This window comes from Bdellovibrio sp. HCB274 (assembly GCF_047306075.1).
Classification (GTDB): domain Bacteria; phylum Bdellovibrionota; class Bdellovibrionia; order Bdellovibrionales; family Bdellovibrionaceae; genus Bdellovibrio.
In genome coordinates this window covers 1499281-1518421 of the sequence record NZ_CP178623.1, presented here as the reverse complement: position 1 = coordinate 1518421, position 19141 = coordinate 1499281, and the positions used below count along the sequence as shown (strand labels likewise).

General features: G+C 47.2%; 18 protein-coding genes. 10 read left to right on the top strand and 8 right to left on the bottom strand.

Annotated elements, in window-relative coordinates; all coding sequences use genetic code 11:
* Position 1: 1 nt before the first annotated feature.
* The 10 genes from ACLWNV_RS07420 to ACLWNV_RS07375 all read left to right on the top strand — a co-directional run bounded on the left by ACLWNV_RS07420 (position 2) and on the right by ACLWNV_RS07375 (position 8998).
* Complete coding sequence (locus ACLWNV_RS07420) at positions 2–598, top strand: Tfp pilus assembly protein FimT/FimU (protein WP_413587294.1); 597 nt, start codon at positions 2–4, stop codon at positions 596–598.
* A complete protein-coding gene (locus ACLWNV_RS07415) occupies positions 595–1089 on the top strand; it encodes a type IV pilus modification PilV family protein (protein WP_413587293.1) in 495 nt (164 codons plus the stop codon). The genes ACLWNV_RS07420 and ACLWNV_RS07415 overlap by 4 nt, the downstream gene beginning before the upstream one ends.
* Positions 1089–1970 (top strand): type II secretion system protein GspJ, encoded by an 882-nt coding sequence (locus tag ACLWNV_RS07410; protein ID WP_413587292.1) that lies wholly within the window; start codon positions 1089–1091, stop codon positions 1968–1970. Before ACLWNV_RS07415 ends, ACLWNV_RS07410 begins: the two co-directional genes overlap by 1 nt.
* Positions 1970–3214 carry a general secretion pathway protein GspK gene (locus ACLWNV_RS07405; protein ID WP_413587291.1) on the top strand — a complete coding sequence of 415 codons (1245 nt, stop codon included), beginning with the start codon at positions 1970–1972 and terminating at the stop codon, positions 3212–3214. Before ACLWNV_RS07410 ends, ACLWNV_RS07405 begins: the two co-directional genes overlap by 1 nt.
* Before the next feature lie 94 nt (positions 3215–3308).
* A complete protein-coding gene (pilM, locus tag ACLWNV_RS07400; protein WP_413587290.1) occupies positions 3309–4979 on the top strand; it encodes a pilus assembly protein PilM in 1671 nt (556 codons plus the stop codon).
* Positions 4976–5665, top strand: coding sequence for a hypothetical protein (locus tag ACLWNV_RS07395; protein WP_413587289.1), 690 nt, complete (start codon positions 4976–4978; stop codon positions 5663–5665). Before pilM ends, ACLWNV_RS07395 begins: the two co-directional genes overlap by 4 nt.
* A complete protein-coding gene (gene gspN, locus ACLWNV_RS07390; RefSeq protein WP_413587288.1) occupies positions 5665–6630 on the top strand; it encodes a type II secretion system protein GspN in 966 nt (321 codons plus the stop codon). Before ACLWNV_RS07395 ends, gspN begins: the two co-directional genes overlap by 1 nt.
* A gap of 164 nt (positions 6631–6794) precedes the next feature.
* Positions 6795–7235, top strand: a complete 441-nt coding sequence (locus tag ACLWNV_RS07385; protein WP_413587287.1) for a single-stranded DNA-binding protein — start codon at positions 6795–6797, stop codon at positions 7233–7235.
* A 414-nt stretch (positions 7236–7649) separates the two neighbouring features.
* Entirely contained in the window at positions 7650–8060 is a 411-nt protein-coding gene (locus tag ACLWNV_RS07380; protein ID WP_413587286.1) for a hypothetical protein, read from the top strand.
* Positions 8057–8998, top strand: a complete 942-nt coding sequence (locus ACLWNV_RS07375) for a hypothetical protein (RefSeq protein WP_413587285.1) — start codon at positions 8057–8059, stop codon at positions 8996–8998. The genes ACLWNV_RS07380 and ACLWNV_RS07375 overlap by 4 nt, the downstream gene beginning before the upstream one ends.
* Positions 8999–9001: 3 nt before the next feature.
* Here ACLWNV_RS07375 and ACLWNV_RS07370 read toward each other — a convergent pair whose 3' ends face one another.
* From ACLWNV_RS07370 to ACLWNV_RS07335, 8 genes are all read right to left on the bottom strand, one after another.
* The gene (locus tag ACLWNV_RS07370; RefSeq protein WP_413587284.1) at positions 9002–11590 is read right to left on the bottom strand and encodes an ATP-binding protein; all 2589 of its coding nucleotides are present in this window, start codon (positions 11588–11590) and stop codon (positions 9002–9004) included.
* Complete coding sequence (locus tag ACLWNV_RS07365) at positions 11577–13790, bottom strand: RelA/SpoT family protein (protein ID WP_413587283.1); 2214 nt, start codon at positions 13788–13790, stop codon at positions 11577–11579. The genes ACLWNV_RS07370 and ACLWNV_RS07365 overlap by 14 nt, the downstream gene beginning before the upstream one ends.
* Before the next feature lie 102 nt (positions 13791–13892).
* Positions 13893–14132 carry a DNA-directed RNA polymerase subunit omega gene (gene rpoZ, locus ACLWNV_RS07360; protein ID WP_413587282.1) on the bottom strand — a complete coding sequence of 80 codons (240 nt, stop codon included), beginning with the start codon at positions 14130–14132 and terminating at the stop codon, positions 13893–13895.
* A gap of 51 nt (positions 14133–14183) precedes the next feature.
* On the bottom strand, positions 14184–14741 hold the full coding sequence (gene gmk / locus ACLWNV_RS07355; RefSeq protein WP_413587281.1) for a guanylate kinase: 558 nt from the start codon (positions 14739–14741) through the stop codon (positions 14184–14186).
* Position 14742: 1 nt separating this feature from the next.
* On the bottom strand, positions 14743–15624 hold the full coding sequence (locus tag ACLWNV_RS07350; protein ID WP_413587280.1) for a YicC/YloC family endoribonuclease: 882 nt from the start codon (positions 15622–15624) through the stop codon (positions 14743–14745).
* The gene (miaA, locus tag ACLWNV_RS07345; protein ID WP_413587279.1) at positions 15621–16589 is read right to left on the bottom strand and encodes a tRNA (adenosine(37)-N6)-dimethylallyltransferase MiaA; all 969 of its coding nucleotides are present in this window, start codon (positions 16587–16589) and stop codon (positions 15621–15623) included. The genes ACLWNV_RS07350 and miaA overlap by 4 nt, the downstream gene beginning before the upstream one ends.
* A complete protein-coding gene (gene mutL, locus ACLWNV_RS07340; RefSeq protein ID WP_413587278.1) occupies positions 16589–18508 on the bottom strand; it encodes a DNA mismatch repair endonuclease MutL in 1920 nt (639 codons plus the stop codon). Before mutL ends, miaA begins: the two co-directional genes overlap by 1 nt.
* A gap of 44 nt (positions 18509–18552) precedes the next feature.
* A complete protein-coding gene (locus ACLWNV_RS07335) occupies positions 18553–19137 on the bottom strand; it encodes a hypothetical protein (RefSeq protein ID WP_413587277.1) in 585 nt (194 codons plus the stop codon).
* Between the last annotated feature and the right edge of the window lie 4 nt (positions 19138–19141).

Genomic DNA, 19141 nt, shown 5'->3' with positions numbered 1-19141 from the left:
TATGAATCGTCGGGGCTTCACCCTCATTGAGGTGATGATTGTACTTGCCATCATTGGCGGTTTGGTTGTCATTGGGGCCCCACGACTCTTCAAAACTCAATCGAATATCCGGGCCACCACCCGTCAATTCATGGCTCTGACCAAAGATATTCGTAACAAAGCACGCATCTACAATTCCACTTATCGCCTGGTCATCAATATTGATGGCAAAAAAGCAGGTACCTATTGGGTCGAAAGAGCCAACGGTCCTATGCCTATTGATCCTGAAGCGGCTGAAAAAGAGCGCGAAAGACAAAGCAGCAGCTTCAAAGATGAGGATGCTCCACCACCGAAGTATGCGATGGATACTTCCGTTCTGAAAAAAGAAGCGGAACTTCCAGGTGCATTTAAATTTGTTCAGGTGGAAACCGTTTCCAGCAAGGATCCTATCACGTCAGGAACTGCTTACATTCACTTCTTCCCCGAGGGCTTCGTAGAGGCTTCTGCGATTCAAATTTCGGGGGGAAATAATTTAATTTGGACTCTTGTTTTTAATCCTTTAACGGGTCAAGCTGATATCATAGAGAAAGCTCAATCGTTAAAGGGAATTCAGCGGTGAGAAATAAAGGCTTCACATTGATCGAGACCGTGCTTGCACTGGTCATCCTCTCCTCCGGGTTGCTGTTACTGGCAAATTCCTGGGGCGGAAGCTTTGCCTATGTTCGTAAGGCGCAGTTCGCAACAGAAGTCACTGCCCTGCTGGAACGTAAAATGGCCGAGATCGAAATCGAATATTCCGGTAAATCCCTGGATTCCATCCCTGAAGATAAAGAAGACGATTTTGGATCTGAATTCCCTCAGTACTCATGGAAAATGGAATCCAAAGAGTTTGAAGTTCCGGATATCTCTGCAACCCTTACGGCCCGCGATGGCGGTGCTGACGAGATGTCGCTGACGATGATGAAAACTCTGACTCAGCATCTTTCCAAATCCATCAAAGAAGTTAAAGTCACAGTTATTTACAAAGGCAGCAAAAAGCCGATGAGTTTTTCTGCCACTCAGTATTTTGTCGACTATGACCGCGAAATTCCGATGCCAGGAGGCATGTAATGCTGAATTCGCGTCGCGGTTTTACTTTGATTGAGGTTTTAATCACGATCGCCATTCTGGGCACGATGACAGTGTTGGTCGCGCAATCGATTCAACAAAGTGTGAAAATGAAAAACAAAGTCACCACACAAGTGGACGACGTTTCTCATCTGCGCGATGCGGTTCGCTTGATTCAAAAAGATATCAACCTGGCCTATCACTATCGTGACGTGGAAAAAGAGCTGACGGATCTTTTGGCAAAAAAAAGTCAAACGCCGACGACGCCACCGCCCCCAAGCAACCCTTTTGCACAGCCGAACATTGGGCAACCTTCGGCATTTGAACAACAACAGCAAAACCGCGAAGTACCCCGTAAAAATCCTGAAACCCATTTCGTGGGAACCGAAGAGACTTTGAACTTCGTCACCATGAACAATGCCCGCACGGTTCGCAACTCCCAACAAGCAGACTTCATCGAAGTCGGCTATGAACTTAAAGAGTGTAAAAGCCTGAACGAAGGCGGCGGCTCTTCCAAGTGTATTTGGCGCAGATCCGCTCCTGTGGCTGATCTTGATGTCACCAAAGGCGGCAACGAGACTGTTCTTTTGGAAAATGTCAGCGAGTTCAAATTCCGCTACATGGGTAAAGGCAAGCAGGACTGGGTTTCTTCCTGGCGCACGGATCAAGGTGGCGACGGTGCCACCAAAGGAAAATTCCCCCAGGCAGTCGAGCTTTCCATCACTGTGACGAAAAAAGAAAGCGGCAAGGATCGCAAGTACTCGATGCAAGTGATCGTCCCGATTCATTTCACGAATAATCCTGACGACACGAATACAGGCCAGGCCACGCAGCAACAACAGCAAGGCGGCCAAAATCCCGTACAACCGCCAGGGGGTAATTAATGAATATTTTTAAACCCCTTCGCAATAATCGCGGCATGGCCTTGATGATCGTAACGGCGTGTTTGATGTTCATTATGTATTTCGCTGTTGAACTCATCGCAGACACACGTATCGAATACGAAATCAATTCCTCGGGAATGAATCGCATCAAAGCTTACTATGCAGCCAAATCCGGCATGCAGCTTTCCTTGTTGCGCGTAAAAATCTATCAACAGGCACAAAGTAAATTCGGGCAACAATTAGGCCCTAACAATCCCCTGTTAAACATGATCTGGCAGTTCCCTTTTGCATGGCCGTTGCCAATCCCTGACGAGTTGACTGCGATTGATAAAGACAATTTCAAAAAACTGGTCAAAGACTCCTCGATGGATGCGAGCTACATCACGACGATTGAAGATGAAGGCTCCAAGATCGATATCAATGATTTGGTCTCCCCATCTGAATCTTTGCGCAAAATCACCAAGCAGCAGTTGCTAAACGTTTTCCTGCAAAAAATGAAGGAAGACGAAAAATGGGCCCGCGAAAACTCGAACACCAACTTTGAACGCGTGATCAACAACATCGCAGACTTTATGAGCGACAAAGGCCAATCCCAAAACGGCGGCGACAAGCGCGCGGCGTATTCGGCTTTAAACTCTGAAGCTCAGTCTGACTACTTCCCGCCGAACCGCAGCTTCCGCACGATTTCAGAACTGCATTTCGTACCGGAGCTGACAGACGAATTGTTTGAAATCCTGGAACCAAGAATCACGATTTACGGCATGAAAGGCATTAATCCCAACATCGCCACAAAAGATGTCTTGAAATCCCTGGATCCCGGCATGACTGAAGAAGTTGTGACTGAAATCATCAAACGCCGTGATGACAAAGATCTGGGGGGGCCGTTTAAGGACGCCGATGATTTCTGGAATTTCGTGACCAGCAAAAATGCGCGCCTTGAAGGAAAAACCGAAGAGATTCCCTTGGTGTTTGAGTCTGTTTTCAACTTCCGTATTCGCAGCACGGGTGAATTCGCCCGCTCGACCAGCGAGATCACAGTTATCACCATGGATCTGAATAAGACCGTCGCAAAAATCAAAGATTACGTCGATAAAGACAAGAAAGCCGCAAACCCTAACGACCCAAGCAATCCAACCAACCCGCCTCCAGGCGGCAATACCGGTGGAAACTCTGGCAATACACAAGGCAAATCCGACCCAATCCCGAAGGGCCCGCCACGCATTGTTTTTTGGGGCGAAAGATAGGCTAAGGTCGAGCCCTCTGAAAGAGGAAAGATTTTACTTAAGTCCAAAGGCAACATATACTTAGACCAATATCTCGTTCATGGAGGAACGGTCTTTGAAATCACTTGGTATCGACATCGGGTCAAGCAGCATTAAAGTTGTTGAAATGCAATCGACGACGAAGGGCTTTCAAGTCGTTCAGTTCTTCGAGCATGTTCTAAGCACCAATCCTCAAAGCGATGCGGAACTGGAGATCATCGAGTATCTTCGTGATTTGCTGGGCAAATACGATCACTCCCAAACCCGCTTTATCATGGGACTTCGTCAGGATCGCGTGGCGATTCGTAACAAGTTCTTCCCCTTCTCTGATCGCAACAAAATCTTTAAGAGCTTGGCTTTTGAATTGGAAGAAGATCTTCCTTTCTCAAGCGACAACGCAGTTTTCGACGCGAAAATCATCCGCACTGTCGGCGGCGGCGCTGAAGTTTTAGCGTGTGCGGCTCCGAAAGTTCACGTTCAAAATCTGATCGACAGAGCCAAAGACATCGGTGTTGAACCGTTTCTAATTTCTGCAGAAGGTACGGCCTTCGGGAATATCTTTGAGCGCTGGAACGAGGCTCCACCTGCGACAATCAGCACTCCGCAAAATTATGATATCGGCGAATACAAACCTCTTCGTCACGTGCGCCTGGTATTAAATATCGGCCACACACGCACGATTGTTTGTGCCATTGAAGGCAACTCCCTGACGGGTGTTCGCTCCCTTCTTTGGGGCGGAAAAAATATCGCTGAAGCTATCGCTAAAAAATACGAAATTCCTTATCAGGAAGCTTTGCGCGAACTGCAAACGAAGGCCTTTATTCTTACGAACAAACAAGGTGCCACGTTTGACCAGGTGACGTTCTCTGAAACGATCGCCAAGTGTGTTCGCGAAATGACCCGCGATTTGCAATTGTCCATTCTGGAATTTAAGAGCGAATTCAATGCCGAGATCTTGAATATTGGTTTGACTGGCGGAACTTCGCAAATTCAAAATCTGGGACCATTCCTGACTCAGGCATTGGAAATCCCTGCAAATCGTCTTTCAGTTCTAGATACAATTCCCAACGTTTCTTTCGAGCGCTCCCAGGCGAATTCAGCAAAACTGGGTGTGGCCATTGGTTTGGCGATTGAAGGCTTCAAAAAGCCCCGCAATCCTCCGATTAATTTCCTGCGTGGTGAGTTTGCCCGCCAGAATCATCACTTCAAAGCTCTTTGGGAAAAATGGGGCCACACTGCCAAGATCGCAACTGCCGCTTTGGCCGTGTTGTTCGTTTACTCTTACCTGCGCGAAGACTTTGCATTAGGTTTGGCTGATCGCTCTCAGGAAGTTTTAAAGACTCAGGCGAAAAGTGTTGCGAACCTTAAAGGTCGTAACGCTACTGAAGCCGGGATTAAGAAATACATCCTGGAAAATAAAAAACGCGCCACGGATTTAAAAACTTTGGCAAGCGTTGCCAATATGAACTCAGCCCTTGATATCATGAAGAAAGTCACTGATGCGACACCTGCGAAAAACGCAGTGACGCTGGATGTGCGCACTTTCAATATCCGTGACACGAATGTGGTGCTTGAAGGTTACGTCAGCTCCCCTGCGGAACTAAGCCTTTTGCAAAAATCCCTTTCTAACATCACTGTGGGTGGCCAGATCAAAAACCAAACACCAGGTTTAGGGGCTTTACCCGGACGTCAGGCTTTTTCATTCAGCTTTAACGTGGACCGCGGCATTCAGAAGGTGACTCGATGAATTTAGAAGACGTAAAAGACAGATTATCCTCTGAGTTTCGTGCTACCTGGGATCGCATCCAGGAAAGTGGCGCCTACAATCAAATGCGCGACCGCTATGAAAACATGACCCCATCAATGCAGAAGCTGACCATCTATGGTGGTATTGCTTTGGCAACTCTGATGGTTCTGTCCATTCCTTATGGATACTTCAGCGGTTCCAGCGAAGCGGTCGGCGAATTTGAAGGCAAACGCATGACCATCCGCGAACTTTTAAAGGTATCGCGCGAAGCTTCTGAAGTTCCAGCTATTCCCCAGGCTCCATCTATGGATGCCATTCGCGGAACGGTGGATAATATGATTCAGGCAGCTCACCTGCTTCCTGAACAAATCAAGGGCACGCAATCCACGGGTGGTTCGGGTCTGATTCCTACTAATTTAAGTGAAGGTGGCTTGCAGATCAGTTTGGCAAAGTTGAATCTGCGCCAGATCGTGGATCTTGGATACAAGTTCAGCAACATCTCCCCGAGTGTGAAAATGGCTGACATGTCGATGACGGCCAATCGCGAAGACAATCGTTATTTTGATGTGGTTTATAAACTTGTGGCTTTGGCAGTGCCTGCTCCCCCAGTGATTGCAGCAGAACCAGAACCGCCAGCGAAAAAAGGTTTCAACCGCGGCAGAGCCCGCTCTGGAGCGGATGAATAATGGAACACATCATTAAGTTTTTCAAAGCGCTGAAAGAAAACAAAGGACGACTTTTCGTCATGGTTCTTTCTGCGATTGTGTTTTTATTTGTTCTATTTCCCTTTGATGACCTGAGTGATTTGATTTCTTCGCAAGTATCAAAGATGACCAACAACTCTGTATACGTCACTTTTGATCGTTTGAAAATGAGTCTGATCCCGCAACCCGGTGTTGAAATGGAGCAGGTTTATATCGAATCCATCAGCACCCCTGCATTGACGGCGAAAGAACTGACCATCACTCCAAGCATCCCCGGCTTGATCCAGCAAAAGCCTTATGGCTCTGTTTCTGCCAAAGGTTTGCTAAAAGGTGATGTGAATGTCTCTATGGGTAAAGGCACTCGCAGTGATAACGGCGTTGAAAGACAGCGTATCGAAGTCAGCGCTAAAAAAGTGGCCTTGAACGACGTGCGTGAGCTTGCGAACTTGCCGGTTCTTTTAAAAGGTCAGTTGAATCTGGAATCAACTGCTTTGGCAGATTTGACGTTTCAGGAACAACCGGATGTGGAAGTAAACCTGACTATCAATCAGTTTGAACTGCCACCTTCGAACGTGAACACTCCGATGGGTCCTTTGACTTTGCCGGAACTAAAATTAAGCGCTGTAGAGCTTAAAGGCCGCCTGGCTGCGGGTCGCTTTGTGATCGAGAGTGGAACTATCGGTAAGCCTGGTGATGAGCTGCAAGGCACTGTTAAAGGCGATATCGGTATCATGATCGTGAATCGCGGCGGACGCTTTGGTCAGCAGATCGGTGCTTATAATTTTGAAATCGATTTGCGCGCTAAAAAGAGCTTCCAGGACAAGGCCACTTTGTTCCTGACCTTCATCGATGGCTATAAAACGCCAACCGCTGATGGGGCCCAATATAAGTTCAAGTTATCGGCCACAAATCCGATGATGCCTCCAAGCTTTGGCGCCGTGCGCTAGTCCGCTTTCCCACCCTCTTGCCATCTCAATTTGATTAAATCTGACACAGGGCTGTGCTTAAATGTTGCTCAGCCCCAAATCCAAATAAAGTGCGGGAGTTGTCGACTGTTGACATAACTCCCAATCTGACAAAAAACCTTATGGTTACTTAATTTGGAGGGAAAATGTCTGGAGTAAATAAAGTTATTATCGTAGGTCGTCTTGGTGCTGATCCAGAAGTGAAAGCAATTGGTAGCGGGAGCACAGTAGCTCGCCTTAACATCGCAACTAGCGAATCATGGGTTAAGGATGGTCAACGTCAGGAAAAAACTGAATGGCACCGTGTAACTGTATGGGGCAAATTGGCTGAAATCTGCGGCAAGCATTTGTCTAAAGGTCGCCAAGTTTATGTTGAAGGCAAACTTCAAACTCGCTCATGGGAAGACCAACAAGGTCAAAAGCGTTACGCTACTGAGATCGTGGCTAACACTGTTCAATTCCTTGGTGCTGCTGGTGCAGAATCTGGTTCTCGTTCTTCTAACAACTCAGGTGGCGGCGACGATTTCAATTTCAATGATTTCGGTCCAGAACCTAGCTTCAACTCTAATGACGAAATTCCTTTCTAGGAATTTCTGTTAACTGGTTTACGGTGCGGGCTTTTCCCTCTAAGGGGAAGCCCTTTTCCGCTCACCCGACGATGACTCGGGCTCCTGCCCTCGTCCCTTCGGGCTGACGCTCTGAAATAGCATCCTGCTATTTCAGTCCTGGCCTTGCCGGGCTTGGGTACCGCATCCTGCGGGCCCGGAGGTTCGCTCCACAGGGCTTCCCCTTAGAGGGCAAATCCCGATACGGCTTTCTACGCTTACATAAATCTTTAAATTGGAATTTCTTTTTTTGAGTCTTGCTTTGGAGATGCTGTGCTTTTGCGTGGTTAGTTGGTTTGTTTGCTTACGTTTGATTGATGTATTTTGTTGGACGAAGGCCCTGAATGAGATTGGGGTTTTGTTTTTATGGGGTGTGGTCTTTATACTGGAAGACGTATGAAGATTGTTGCCACCTCTTTGATATCTATTGTGTTTTTGGCGGGTTGTTCGGTTTATAAATCGGATGGGCGCAATCAGTTTGAGGCGGCGGCTCCGGCTAAGATTTCTACGGCTGCTTTTGATTCTTCTTCTCCGATTTATAAACTTACTGGCTGTCGTAATCAGAGTTTTCTTGAGACCTGGTTTAATGATGAATTTCCCCGTGCCAATTATGAATTGGTGTTGATGGATAATGACCTTGAGATCTGGCGCACCACTCAGTCTGGTGTTGTGCAGGTGAAAGCCTTTCAGAGGGCTGAGAAGGCTGTGCAATCCTGTTCCTACGAGTTTGCGAGTGTCGCTGTCTGGGAACTTTATAAAGATCAATTTATCCGTGAACTCAACAACAACCTGATGATCAGCGAATGAAGAACACCCTGCTTGCCTTCTTTATCAGTCTTATGTTTGCATTTCCCGCACTTGCTGCGAATGTGACCGCTGTTAAAGGCAGTAAGGTGATGGTTGATTTGCAGGGTGCTGATGTTCAGCCGGGTGACGAATTCTTTTTGATCAATCCTGCTACTGGAAAAAAATCTGCGATCGTTCGTGTGAAGCAAGTTAAATCGGGTCGCGCTGTAGCTGACGTCGTTCAAGGACGTGGCAGTGTGGGTGCAACCCTGCAGGCCAAGGCTTCTTCCAGTGGGAAGGCTACGAAATCAAAACCAGCAGCCTCTGCAGCGCACACTGAAGCTCTTAATAAAGCTTCCTCCCCTGACGAAGAAGCCGCCGCTTTTGATAAAGCTCGTGACATGAGTTTTTTGCGCACGCTTAGAAATTCTTATGGTCTGCTTGGCCAATACGCTATGAACTCGATGACTCCGACAATTACGGACCCTATCAATCCGACAGAAAAACCGGCACTGAAAGGCTCTGGTTTGGGCGCTGGCGGATTTTACGAGTGGGCCCTGACCCGCAACATCACCGTTCGTACTTTGGGTATGCTTGAGCAATTCAATGTCAGCGGCAAAACAAACAGAAACGTGGGTTGCAATTCGACGACGAACTGTTCGGCCAACATCACTTACCTTTCAGCTTATGGCCTGGCAAAATACTACTTCACTACCAATGAAATCCGCACCTGGGCTGGCGTTGGCGGAGGATTCCTGATCGCCATGTCCAAGTCAGCAACGGCTCTGGATGAAAATCAAATCGCGACCAATCAGGTTTTAAATTTGGCTGTCGGTGGTGATTACCAATTGAACCGCAAGAACTACATCCCCTTCAGCGTTGAGTATATCTACTTCCCGCCTTCGGATACCGTCACGGCAAGTTCTATTCTTTTCAAAGTTGGATATGCCTGGCAGTAAGGTTTAAACCGGAAGCCAAATTGTGAATTTTGTCTCTTTTGAATCCGCATCCAGATAAAAATGCCCTTTGTGGGCTTCAATGATCCCTGCACTGATACTTAAACCCAAGCCCACACCCTTACCGACTTCTTTGGTGGTAAAGAACGGCTGCATAATACGATCACGAACTTCCACAGGCACGCCTGGCCCGGTGTCTGAAACACTGATCTCGACACCTTTGTTTTTAAAGTTGGCCGTGATCTTTACTCTTTTCACCGGCTGATTTTCCACGGCGTCAAAAGCGTTATTGAGCATATTCAAAAGTACCTGGGAAATCTGATAAGGACGGCAGTGAACAATCATTCCCGGCTCAACTGATGCCGATAGCTGCACGCCTGCGAGCTTAAACTTTTCATGACAAAAAGCCAAAGTGTCGTCGATGATTTCAGCCACCTCGACTGATTCCAATTCTTCCAAAGCAGATTCATGGGCGTAGCTGCGCAGACCTTTTACGATCTTGGCAATTCTTCCCACCATGGATTCCACCGAATCCATGCGGCGATTCAAATCCACATCCTCGCCCAATCCTTTGCTCGCCAGGGATTTGCGAATCACACTGATATAGCCACCCATGACCGCCAATGGATTATTGATCTCATGGGCAATACCTGCAGCCATTTCCCCTAACGATGCCAGTCTCGAGGAAACCATGACTTTTTCTTCGCGTTCCTTAAGCAGGCGTTCGCGCTCTTTTTTCTGAGTGATATCTTCGCCCACCACCAGGTAGCCGCTAATTTCGTTTTGCTCGCCCGTCACACGATGCAGGGATAATGCCATATTCAAACGCTTGCCGTCTTTGGTGACGAAAACCCTTTCGTAACCGCCAGCTTCGCCTGATTCAAAAATAGCCTCAAGATATTCAGATCCCATCATCAGGCGACGTTTAAGCTGTTCTTCCATACGACCGCGATACATCATCACGTCGTTGTGATCCGCAAGCACAAATACCTTTTTACCCAGAAGTTCTGCTTCGGTGTAACCAAGTAAGTCCACGGTGGCCTTATTGATGTTTGAAATATTTCCGAATTGATCGAGCTGAAGAAGTAACAGGGAGATACTGTCACGGCCCGCTTTATGCCAGTCATTCAGTTCGCGCATTTTGCGCTCTGAATCCCGCGAGCGACCATAGAACACCAAATTCACTGAAAGCAAAATTGAAACGCTAAGACCAAAAACCATCAGCACGGCGGGCAGGCTTGATGAGTTCTCGCGAACTAAAGCAGGCACCGGTGTTAATCGGAACGTCCAATTGGCGTTTAAAGCTTTGTACACTTCAGTTTCTGACCAATCCTGCATATAGAACTGACCGACTCCGCCGGTATTTAAAAATTCGTGACCATCGTCACCGATGATCTGCACAAAGTAATCCGGGGCTTTGGCAGCATTCTGGAAAAAGGTTTCCGCTTCCAATGCCACGCTTAATACACCCAGCAGTTTTTCATCTTTAAAAACTGGATAATAAAGCAGAATTCCTTCTCCGCCGGTCAGTAACTCGACCGCATCGGAAATTGCAGGCTTGCGATTTTTGATGGCTTCTTCAAGAATTCCCACCGATCCACGCTGCTGGGAAATTCTTAAGCCCCGAACTTTCTCACTAATATCAGACAACGGATAAAGCCATTTTACTTTTAAATCAGCTTCGGACCACAACACGCGACGAATACCCTTAATTTCCTGCGTGTACAATTTCGCATCCAGACGCCAGGCTTCGGAATTGCGGTAATCCTGCGCCACAAAGTGTTCTGCCATGCGCTCTAAGGATTGATTGAGGGAGCGAAAGGTTGCATCAAAGTTTGCCAGCATCGCATTCAGTCTGATTTCAGTAATGCTGCGATTTTTTTGGTAGTCTTTGATTACCAGAAGCTGCTGAAAAGCCATGGTCAAAAATACGCCGACGATCAAAACGTAATAAGGTCGGAAATGACGACGGCCCAATCCAATACGAATCAAACGCTCGCGCAGTTGCAATACCAGCGCGAAAGACAAAACAATAAAACAAAACGCCGTGTGCGGCGCCATCTTGGCAAAACTACCCCAGCCAAACTGGGAGTTGATCGTAAATACATTTCCCAGAATTCCAATTACTCCGATACCGCAGACAGTGGCTGAAACCGTCAGTCTGACGAAACGACAAAGCAAAGTCGTTTTGTTGAAGAAAACTCCCAGGCCCAAAAGAAACGCTGCCAGACACGTGCTGGCTGCTGATCTTCCCGGAAAAGTATTTTTGGAAGTTTCAAAGTATTTAACGAAGAATTCATCAATTCCAAAACTCATGTTCAACGGATACTGAATGAACATAACGGCAGAGAATGCTATCACGATGATCGCGCAAACCCGCCCGACCCTAAAATAGTCCCGGTCTGAAAACAGAATCCCCAAGGAAATGAAAGAGAACATAAAAGCAGTGTTAAACACCATCGCGCTGGAGTTTGGAACAAAACGAAATGCGCTGGGAATTTTAAGTATCCAGCCCACCATCACAACGACTGCCACGGTCAATACCAGCAGACTTAAGAAGTTGTGCAAACGGGGCAGATACTTATTGAATGACACGCGTGACACCGATGATGCCTTTGATCTTTTGAATCTCGTAAATTGCTTGATTCAATTGCACGGCATCTTTCACTGACACTTCAAAATTACATACGGCTTTTTTATCTTTGGTGGTGCGAATCTGTGCAGACTGGATATTAATCCCCTGCTGCGCAAAGGCCTCAGACATAGATTTAAGCAAACCCGGATTATCCTGGGAGATGATTTTTAAACGCACGATACGCTCTTGGCCATCGCCCGCAACTTTCACATTCCAGGTCACATCCACTTTACGAAGCTGATCAAATTCAAAAGCTTTGCTGCAGTCACTGCGATGGATGGTGATCCCGCGCCCGCGACTGATAAAGCCCACAATTGGATCGCCTGGGATCGGATGGCAGCATTTCGCATAGTGCACCAGCATGTCATCCATACCGTCGACGGAAACCAATGAGTTGGTTTTACGCGTTTTGTGAGTCGCTGCCCGCATGACTCTTTCCATGAACGTAGAGTCTTCAGTTTTGGCAGCTTCCTTCGCCAGATTTTCCGGAGAGAATTTTTCAACCAGATGGCGGGTTTCAAGTTTTCCGTAACCCACAGTCACGTACAATTCGTCGATATCTTTTAAGCCATTGTCTTTTAAGTACTCCTCGAAAGCCGGGCCCTTCAGATATTTGACTGCAGCCATTCCGAATTTGCGGAATTCTTTTTCGACAAGTTCTTTACCCAGGATAATGGAGCGACGACGCTGCTCTTCCTTAACGAAGGCGCGGATTTTGGATTTGGCTTTGTTCGTAACCACGAACTTCAACCAGTCTTTCGAAGGCTCCTGCCCCTTACCGGTGATAATCTCAACCGTGTCACCATTAGAAAGCTGATGCTTAAGCGGCACCATCTTGCCATTTACACGCGCACCCACGCACTTGTTACCAAGCTCGGTATGGACCGCATAGGCGAAATCCACCGGAGTGGAACCTTCAGGGAACTCACGCACCTCACCCGTTGGAGTGAAGACGTAAATTTCAGTTTCAAATAAATCAGTTTTAACTGTATCCAGAAACTCATCAGGGCTGCGCACCTGCTGGTGCCAGGAAACCAGATCGCGCAACCAGTTGGCCTGCTGCAAATCATCGGATTCCATTTTACCGCGCTCTTTGTATTTCCAGTGAGCGGCGATACCCATCTCGGCAACCAGGTGCATGTCACTGGTGCGGATTTGAATTTCAATACGCTCCCCGCCCGGACCGATTACGGTCGTATGCAGGGATTGGTAGTTATTGGCTTTCGGCATCGCGATGAAGTCTTTGAAACGGCCTGGAATCGGCTTCCACAGGGAATGCACCAAACCAAGGGCAGCATAACACTCGGCCACACTTTCAACGATCACACGGAATGCCAGTACGTCATAAACCTGATCGTAATCAAGGCTGCGACTTTGCATTTTTCTATACACGGACCATAAGTGCTTCGAGCGGCCATAGACTTCAAACTTGAAGCCGACTTTGCTAAGTTCTTTACCGATCAATGACTTTACATCTTCGATGTAGCGATTTTGTTCCGCTTCGGTTTTTTTGATTTGCTGAACCAGTTCGTAGTACATGTCCGGGCGATAATAACGGAAGCACAGATCTTCCAGTTCAATTTTCAGAGAGCTGATACCCATGCGCCCTGCAAGTGGACAATAGATTTCCAAAGTTTCAAGAGCGATGCGCTCTTGTTTATCAAATGGCATGAAATTCAAAGTGCGCATGTTATGCAAACGGTCTGCAAGCTTCACCAGAACCACGCGCACGTCTTTACCCATTGCCACGATCATCTTGCGAATATTCTCGCCTTGTTTTTCGTGGGAGTTTTTAAATTTCATCTGACCGATTTTTGTTACGCCATCTACCAAGTGCGCAACCGCATCGCCGAACTCACGACGAATATCCTCAAGAGTGGCATCGGTATCTTCAACTGTATCGTGCAAAAGGCCCGTCGCGATTGTATCTAAATCCAGATGTAAATCGGCTAAGATGGCAGCGACAGAAAGTGGATGAGAAATATACGGCTCACCACTTCGACGGATTTGACCCTCGTGATGTTTCTCAGAAAAGTAGTATGCTTTTTCAATGAATTTAAGATCCGCATTCGGCCAGTAACTGCGAATGCGGTTTAGAAGATCATCAACTGTTTTGACTGGTTTATGAGAGAGACCAGTCTCTTTTTGGGGTTCCGCCATATTCCACTCAGTTTACCTGAGAAGAAGAGGCGTCTCCAAATAGATTCGTTTGATAATTAAAATTTATTAGTATTTTTAGGAACTTAGGACCTTCGTCCTAGACTACTTATTCAAGTCTTTTTCGATTTGAACCAAAGCGTCCTTAGGGTCCATCGCCACTTCGTAACCTACGTTACCGATAGCTACTTCACGAAGAGCAGAAACGATGTACTTGTTGCTGCGAGTGGAAACAGTCGCTTCAGCACCTTTAAGAAGCTGCTTCGCTCTTTTAGCAACCATCAATACAAGAGCAAATCTGTTAGGAACTTTTTCCAAGCAATCTTCAACAGTTACACGAGCCATTTAATGCCTCCGGGCGCAATTAATTCATGAATTCAAAGGAGGAAATTACCCTTAACCTAGTAACTTTTCAATGATTTTCTTAAATTCGGCATAGGATTGCTCGAAGTTGTCGTTGACGATCTGGAAGTCAAACTTGGAGGCTTCGGCAATTTCTTTCTCGGCATTGGCCATACGGACCTCGATATCCGCTGGCATCCCCCCGTCCCTTTTCTCGATTCTGCGACGCAATTCGTCAATTGACGGTGGCAAAATGAAGATGGTCTTGGCATCCGGATACTTGGATTTGAAGGTCAAAACGCCCTGGATATCGATATCCATGATCGCGCATTTACCGGCCGCCCAAGTGGACTCTAGAGACTCATAGGAGGTTCCATAAAAGTTCGTATGAACTTTCGCCCACTCGACAAAAAAGCCCTTTTCAATTTTAGCTTTAAAATCATCGTGGGAGATAAAATGATACTGAAGACCGTTCTTTTCGCCCTTACGGATGTTACGCGTAGTGAACGTAATAATGTCCACGAGCTGAGGAATCTCCTCAATGGCCCGGGCTACAAAACTACTTTTTCCTGCGCCGCTGGGTGCAGCGACAATAATCATACGCGTTTTCATACTATTGAACGTTTTGAACCTGTTCTCTTAATCTTTCGATAAGGGTTTTCGCTTCTACCACGCTTTGAGTAATCTTGGCTACCTGAGACTTTGAACCGATCGTATTCACCTCGCGCAGCAATTCCTGAGTGTAAAAATCAAGCTTTTTACCCTCGGTCTGCTGGGAAGCGATCAATTGGCGATAATTCTTAATATGTTCACTTAGGCGCGATAATTCTTCGTTGATGTCAGCTTTTTCCAGCTGAATAACGATTTCCTGAGTCATGCGAGCGGGGTCGATTTCGTTACCCTTTAAACGGGAACGAATCTTGGTTTCGTACTTCTCCTGAAGCTGCGCATTGGCCTCTTCACGAAGAGTCGTGATGACTTTGATTTCTTTTTCCAGGGACGTCAAAAGTCTTTCCAGATCCTTGCGCAAAGCTTTGCCCTCGCGGGAACGTTCTTTGTCGCAGTTGCTGCAGGCTTCAGTAAAAGCTTTCTTCAAAACTTTCTCTTCACCTGTGAACAGCTCATAACTTTCTTCAAGTTTGATCACATCCGGCAAGCGAGCCATGGATTCCAAATGAACCTGGTAGTTAGTGCCCAATTCTTTTGCAAGATGCTTGTAAGCCGAAACGTATTTTTTAACCAGCGCATCGTTCACCGTCATTTGGGCTTTGCCGGAAGCAGTGGCTTTCACTTTGCGGGAAACAAAAACATCAACAGTTCCGCGTGACAACGTCGCACCCAGAATTTTTTTAAGTTCTCCCTCCATCGCCACGAATTCGCGGGGCAAATGAAAGCGAGTTTCCAAAAAACGACCGTTCACAGCACGAATGCTGACTTCAACACTGACGTCTTTGGATTGAACTTTTGCTGTGCCATAACCTGTCATGCTTTTCATATAGATCCATTCTTGTCGGCAGGGGTAATTGTGGTCAAAGAGTTCAGAAATTTCTCGACCACGGCTCTCGCCTCATTGTAGCCGCGAGCACCATCAAACCAGTGAATGTCCTTGTCCCTTTGGAACCAGGTTTTCTGGCGTTTGGCGAGCTGCCGAGTATTTGTCGTAATTTGCTCTAAAAGTTGATCTTCGTTAATATGACCGCGAACAAACTCAATCGTTTCTTTATAGCCGACACTGCTAAGCGGTGCCCACTCTGCAAGACCTTGATCCAGCAGGGTCTCCACTTCATCCACCAGCCCGTCTTTTAGCATCTTGTGAGAGCGCAAAGCGATGCGCTCGCGCAGCACTTCACGGTCCCATTGGGGTCCGATTTTTAACAGCGGATAAGCAAACGGAGTTTTCAGCTCATCAAACTCTTTTTGAATTTGTGTGACGCCTTTTCCCTGCGTGCGAATCAACTCGATACCGCGACCGATCCGGTAGTGATCAGCGATGTTGATTTTCGCGGCATATTCAGGATCCACCTTGGACAGTTCAGCGTAAAGTTTTTCAGCACCACCGGGTTCAGCAATTTCCTTTTCAACCTGTGCCTTCATTTCTTCAGACACTTCAGTCACCGGATACATGCCTTTTTCAATCGCCATGAAATAGAAACCCGTGCCACCGACCACGAAAACCGGCGTACCGTCAGGGATCTTTTCCATGACCTCTGAAAAATCGCGGCAGTAACTTCCGGCGGTGCTCTCCTCTGGGGGAGTGACATAACTTACAAGGTAATGCGGCACCAGTTGAAGTTCTTCGGGAGTGGGTTTTGCCGCCCCGATCTGCACATGAGAATAACACTGAACGGAGTCACAGTTGATGATGACACCTTTATATTCCTGCGCAAGTTTCAGCGCCCACTCGCTTTTACCAGTGGCCGTTGCACCCACGACGAAAATAACAGGCTTGGTTTTCTTCATCACACGATTCGCCCGAAATCTTTTTCCAGTTTATAGAACGGATACTCAACACTGACCGGGCGTCCATGAGGACAGAAACTTGAAAGTGGGAAGTGATCCATTTCGCGCAACAGATTTTTCATCTGGTCAATGCTTAGCGCCTGCCCGGCACGAACCACCGAGTGACAAGCCATCGTGGCACAAATATCGCCAACCGCTCTCTCTAAAGAGTAGCTGCCGCCTTGATCGACAACTTCAGTTGCCATGCGATCCAGAACTTTTCCTAAGATAGATTCTTTAATAAACAAAGGCGCTGCCTTGACGCCGACAGTGCCTGGTCCCAGGGCTTCGATAAATACTCCCAGACGTTCGATATCTTTTGCTAACAGCAAAAGTCCTTCGACTTTTTCGGGCGACATATCAATAGCCAATGGAAACAGGAAATCCTGAATGTCGATCTTGCCACCCTTCCAGGCGTTCATCAGCTTTTCGTAGGCGACGCGTTCATGGGCCGCATGCTGATCGACGAAGACCATCTTATCGCGATGCTGAGTCACGATGTATGTCAGATTGGCCTGACCTAAAACTTCCAGCGAAGACCAATAGCCACCACTGACCGGCGCCACTGTATTTCCAACTGAAGAAACTGTTTCAGTTTCATTCGATTCTGACACTGAGCCCGCAAAACCCTGACGGGACTCTGCCGCTTCAACAAGAGTTTGATAAGTGGCGCTACTTTGTTGAACCGAAGATGCCGGGAAATTAAAATCCTTTTTTTGAAACTGTGTCGTTTTAAAAGAAGAATCCTGGAATGCCAGATTTTCTTTTGGCATTTCTGCCGGAGCTGCAAAATTCGGAAGACCCTTCGCCGAAGAATAAGTAGCTGCCGGATCAGAGTAATCAACCGTACCACCCGCCTCACCAAATTGGGATTGCGAGCGCAGCTGACCGCTTTGTTGAATCCAGGGTGCTTTTTCCAAAGTCCCGCGCAAGGCCCCGGCCACCGCACGGAATGCCAGGGATGGATCATGAAATTTAACCTGAGATTTTGTTGGATGGATATTTACGTCGATGTACTCAGGATCCGTTTCCACCCAAACAGCGGCAATCGGATACTCCCCGTGCATCAAAAGACTGCGATAAGCTTCGTTCACCGCTGCCTGTAAACTGCGATCCTGAATCCAGCGATTCTGTGCAAACAACCAGATGTTCTTGGCAGTTTTTGCGACATTGTGCGGATCTGCAAACACCGCGTAAGCTTTTACGTATTCACGTTCCGCTTCACCCACGAACAAGGGTTTGATTTCCAGAATTTGTTCCGCGCGCTCTTTACGATCCTTGCAGGCGGGCCAAAAATTTACCAGCTTGCTGTTTTCCTGTATACGGAACTCGACATCGTGATGAGCAAGCGCCATGGCTTTCAGAGTCGTTTTAATTGCGGTGTGCTCGGCTGCATCGGATTTTAAAAACTTCAAACGTGCCGGCATGTTTTCAAAAAGATTTTCCATCAGCACGGTCGTGCCCTGCGAACCACCGACGCGATCAATCGGCTGTTTTTTGCCGTATTCGCTGATCAGTTGGAAGGCCTGTTCATCGCCCACACGTCGTGTGGTCAGGGTCATCTTGCTGACCGAGGAAATACTTGCCAATGCCTCGCCGCGGAAGCCGAAAGTTTTTAAGCTCCACAGATCATCGGATTTGGAAATTTTGCTGGTCGCAAAACGATCCAGTGCTTTCGGCAGATCTTCAGGTGACATGCCTTTTCCGTTGTCGATGACTTTAACGATGCGACCGCCATCAAAGAACTCGACATGCACGCGCGTAGCACCAGCATCAATGGAATTTTCAACGAGTTCTTTGACCAGATGAGCAGGACGCTCGACCACTTCGCCTGCGGCAATTTGGTCGACAACTTCCGGGGATAATACTTGAATAGACATGGGCAAAAACATGCCCTACCAGAGAGATTAAATCAAGAAAGTGCTTATTCAGGACGCGGGCATTCGCCATTTTGCTGACACTTTAAAAGCATCATTCTTAGGTGCTGAGTTTCCTTTAAAGTCAGGTCAAACTCATAGTCAGCGCCTTTGGCCACAGAACCCAATGCTCCCACCGTGTAGATAGGTGTATTGGTGGAAAACTGTGCAGCGGTGTACTTAATGCCGTCGTAGGATTGGAATACCAATGACTCAGGATGTTTACCAAGAGTCCAAAGGAAACGCATCATCTGGGATTTGGCCTTCATCAGGCCGTCTTCCATATTTTTCCAGCATTTCACTTCACCCAAAAGGATGACTTTGCCATTGGAGCGATCAATCACAACCGTATCCAGCTCGCCAATGGTTTCTTTGCCCGTGCTGTATTCGATATCGCCCGAGATCAGATATTTATCGGCTGGATAAATCTGTCCCAAACGCACCTTTTCAAGTTCTTCACAAACAGCACCATCGGGCTCGAAATTAGCGCCGGAATTTTTAAGAGAATCAAATGCCGCGTTCAAATCACCCGCGAAAGCAAAGGAAGAAAAAATGAACGTGAACAAAGTGGAAAGAACAAATGTTTTAAACATGGAA

What these genes read in the sequence shown, in the direction of transcription:
- ACLWNV_RS07420 (WP_413587294.1), top strand. Translation starts at nt 2, where the DNA reads ATGAATCGTCGGGGCTTCACCCTCATTGAGGTGATGATTGTACTTGCC.
- ACLWNV_RS07410 (WP_413587292.1), top strand. Translation starts at nt 1,089, where the DNA reads ATGCTGAATTCGCGTCGCGGTTTTACTTTGATTGAGGTTTTAATCACG.
- ACLWNV_RS07405 (WP_413587291.1), top strand. Translation starts at nt 1,970, where the DNA reads ATGAATATTTTTAAACCCCTTCGCAATAATCGCGGCATGGCCTTGATG.
- ACLWNV_RS07395 (WP_413587289.1), top strand. Translation starts at nt 4,976, where the DNA reads ATGAATTTAGAAGACGTAAAAGACAGATTATCCTCTGAGTTTCGTGCT.
- gspN (WP_413587288.1), top strand. Translation starts at nt 5,665, where the DNA reads ATGGAACACATCATTAAGTTTTTCAAAGCGCTGAAAGAAAACAAAGGA.
- ACLWNV_RS07385 (WP_413587287.1), top strand. Translation starts at nt 6,795, where the DNA reads ATGTCTGGAGTAAATAAAGTTATTATCGTAGGTCGTCTTGGTGCTGAT.
- ACLWNV_RS07380 (WP_413587286.1), top strand. Translation starts at nt 7,650, where the DNA reads ATGAAGATTGTTGCCACCTCTTTGATATCTATTGTGTTTTTGGCGGGT.
- ACLWNV_RS07375 (WP_413587285.1), top strand. Translation starts at nt 8,057, where the DNA reads ATGAAGAACACCCTGCTTGCCTTCTTTATCAGTCTTATGTTTGCATTT.
- ACLWNV_RS07365 (WP_413587283.1), bottom strand. Translation starts at nt 13,790, where the DNA reads ATGGCGGAACCCCAAAAAGAGACTGGTCTCTCTCATAAACCAGTCAAA.
- rpoZ (WP_413587282.1), bottom strand. Translation starts at nt 14,132, where the DNA reads ATGGCTCGTGTAACTGTTGAAGATTGCTTGGAAAAAGTTCCTAACAGA.
- gmk (WP_413587281.1), bottom strand. Translation starts at nt 14,741, where the DNA reads ATGAAAACGCGTATGATTATTGTCGCTGCACCCAGCGGCGCAGGAAAA.
- ACLWNV_RS07350 (WP_413587280.1), bottom strand. Translation starts at nt 15,624, where the DNA reads ATGAAAAGCATGACAGGTTATGGCACAGCAAAAGTTCAATCCAAAGAC.
- miaA (WP_413587279.1), bottom strand. Translation starts at nt 16,589, where the DNA reads ATGAAGAAAACCAAGCCTGTTATTTTCGTCGTGGGTGCAACGGCCACT.
- mutL (WP_413587278.1), bottom strand. Translation starts at nt 18,508, where the DNA reads ATGTCTATTCAAGTATTATCCCCGGAAGTTGTCGACCAAATTGCCGCA.
- ACLWNV_RS07335 (WP_413587277.1), bottom strand. Translation starts at nt 19,137, where the DNA reads ATGTTTAAAACATTTGTTCTTTCCACTTTGTTCACGTTCATTTTTTCT.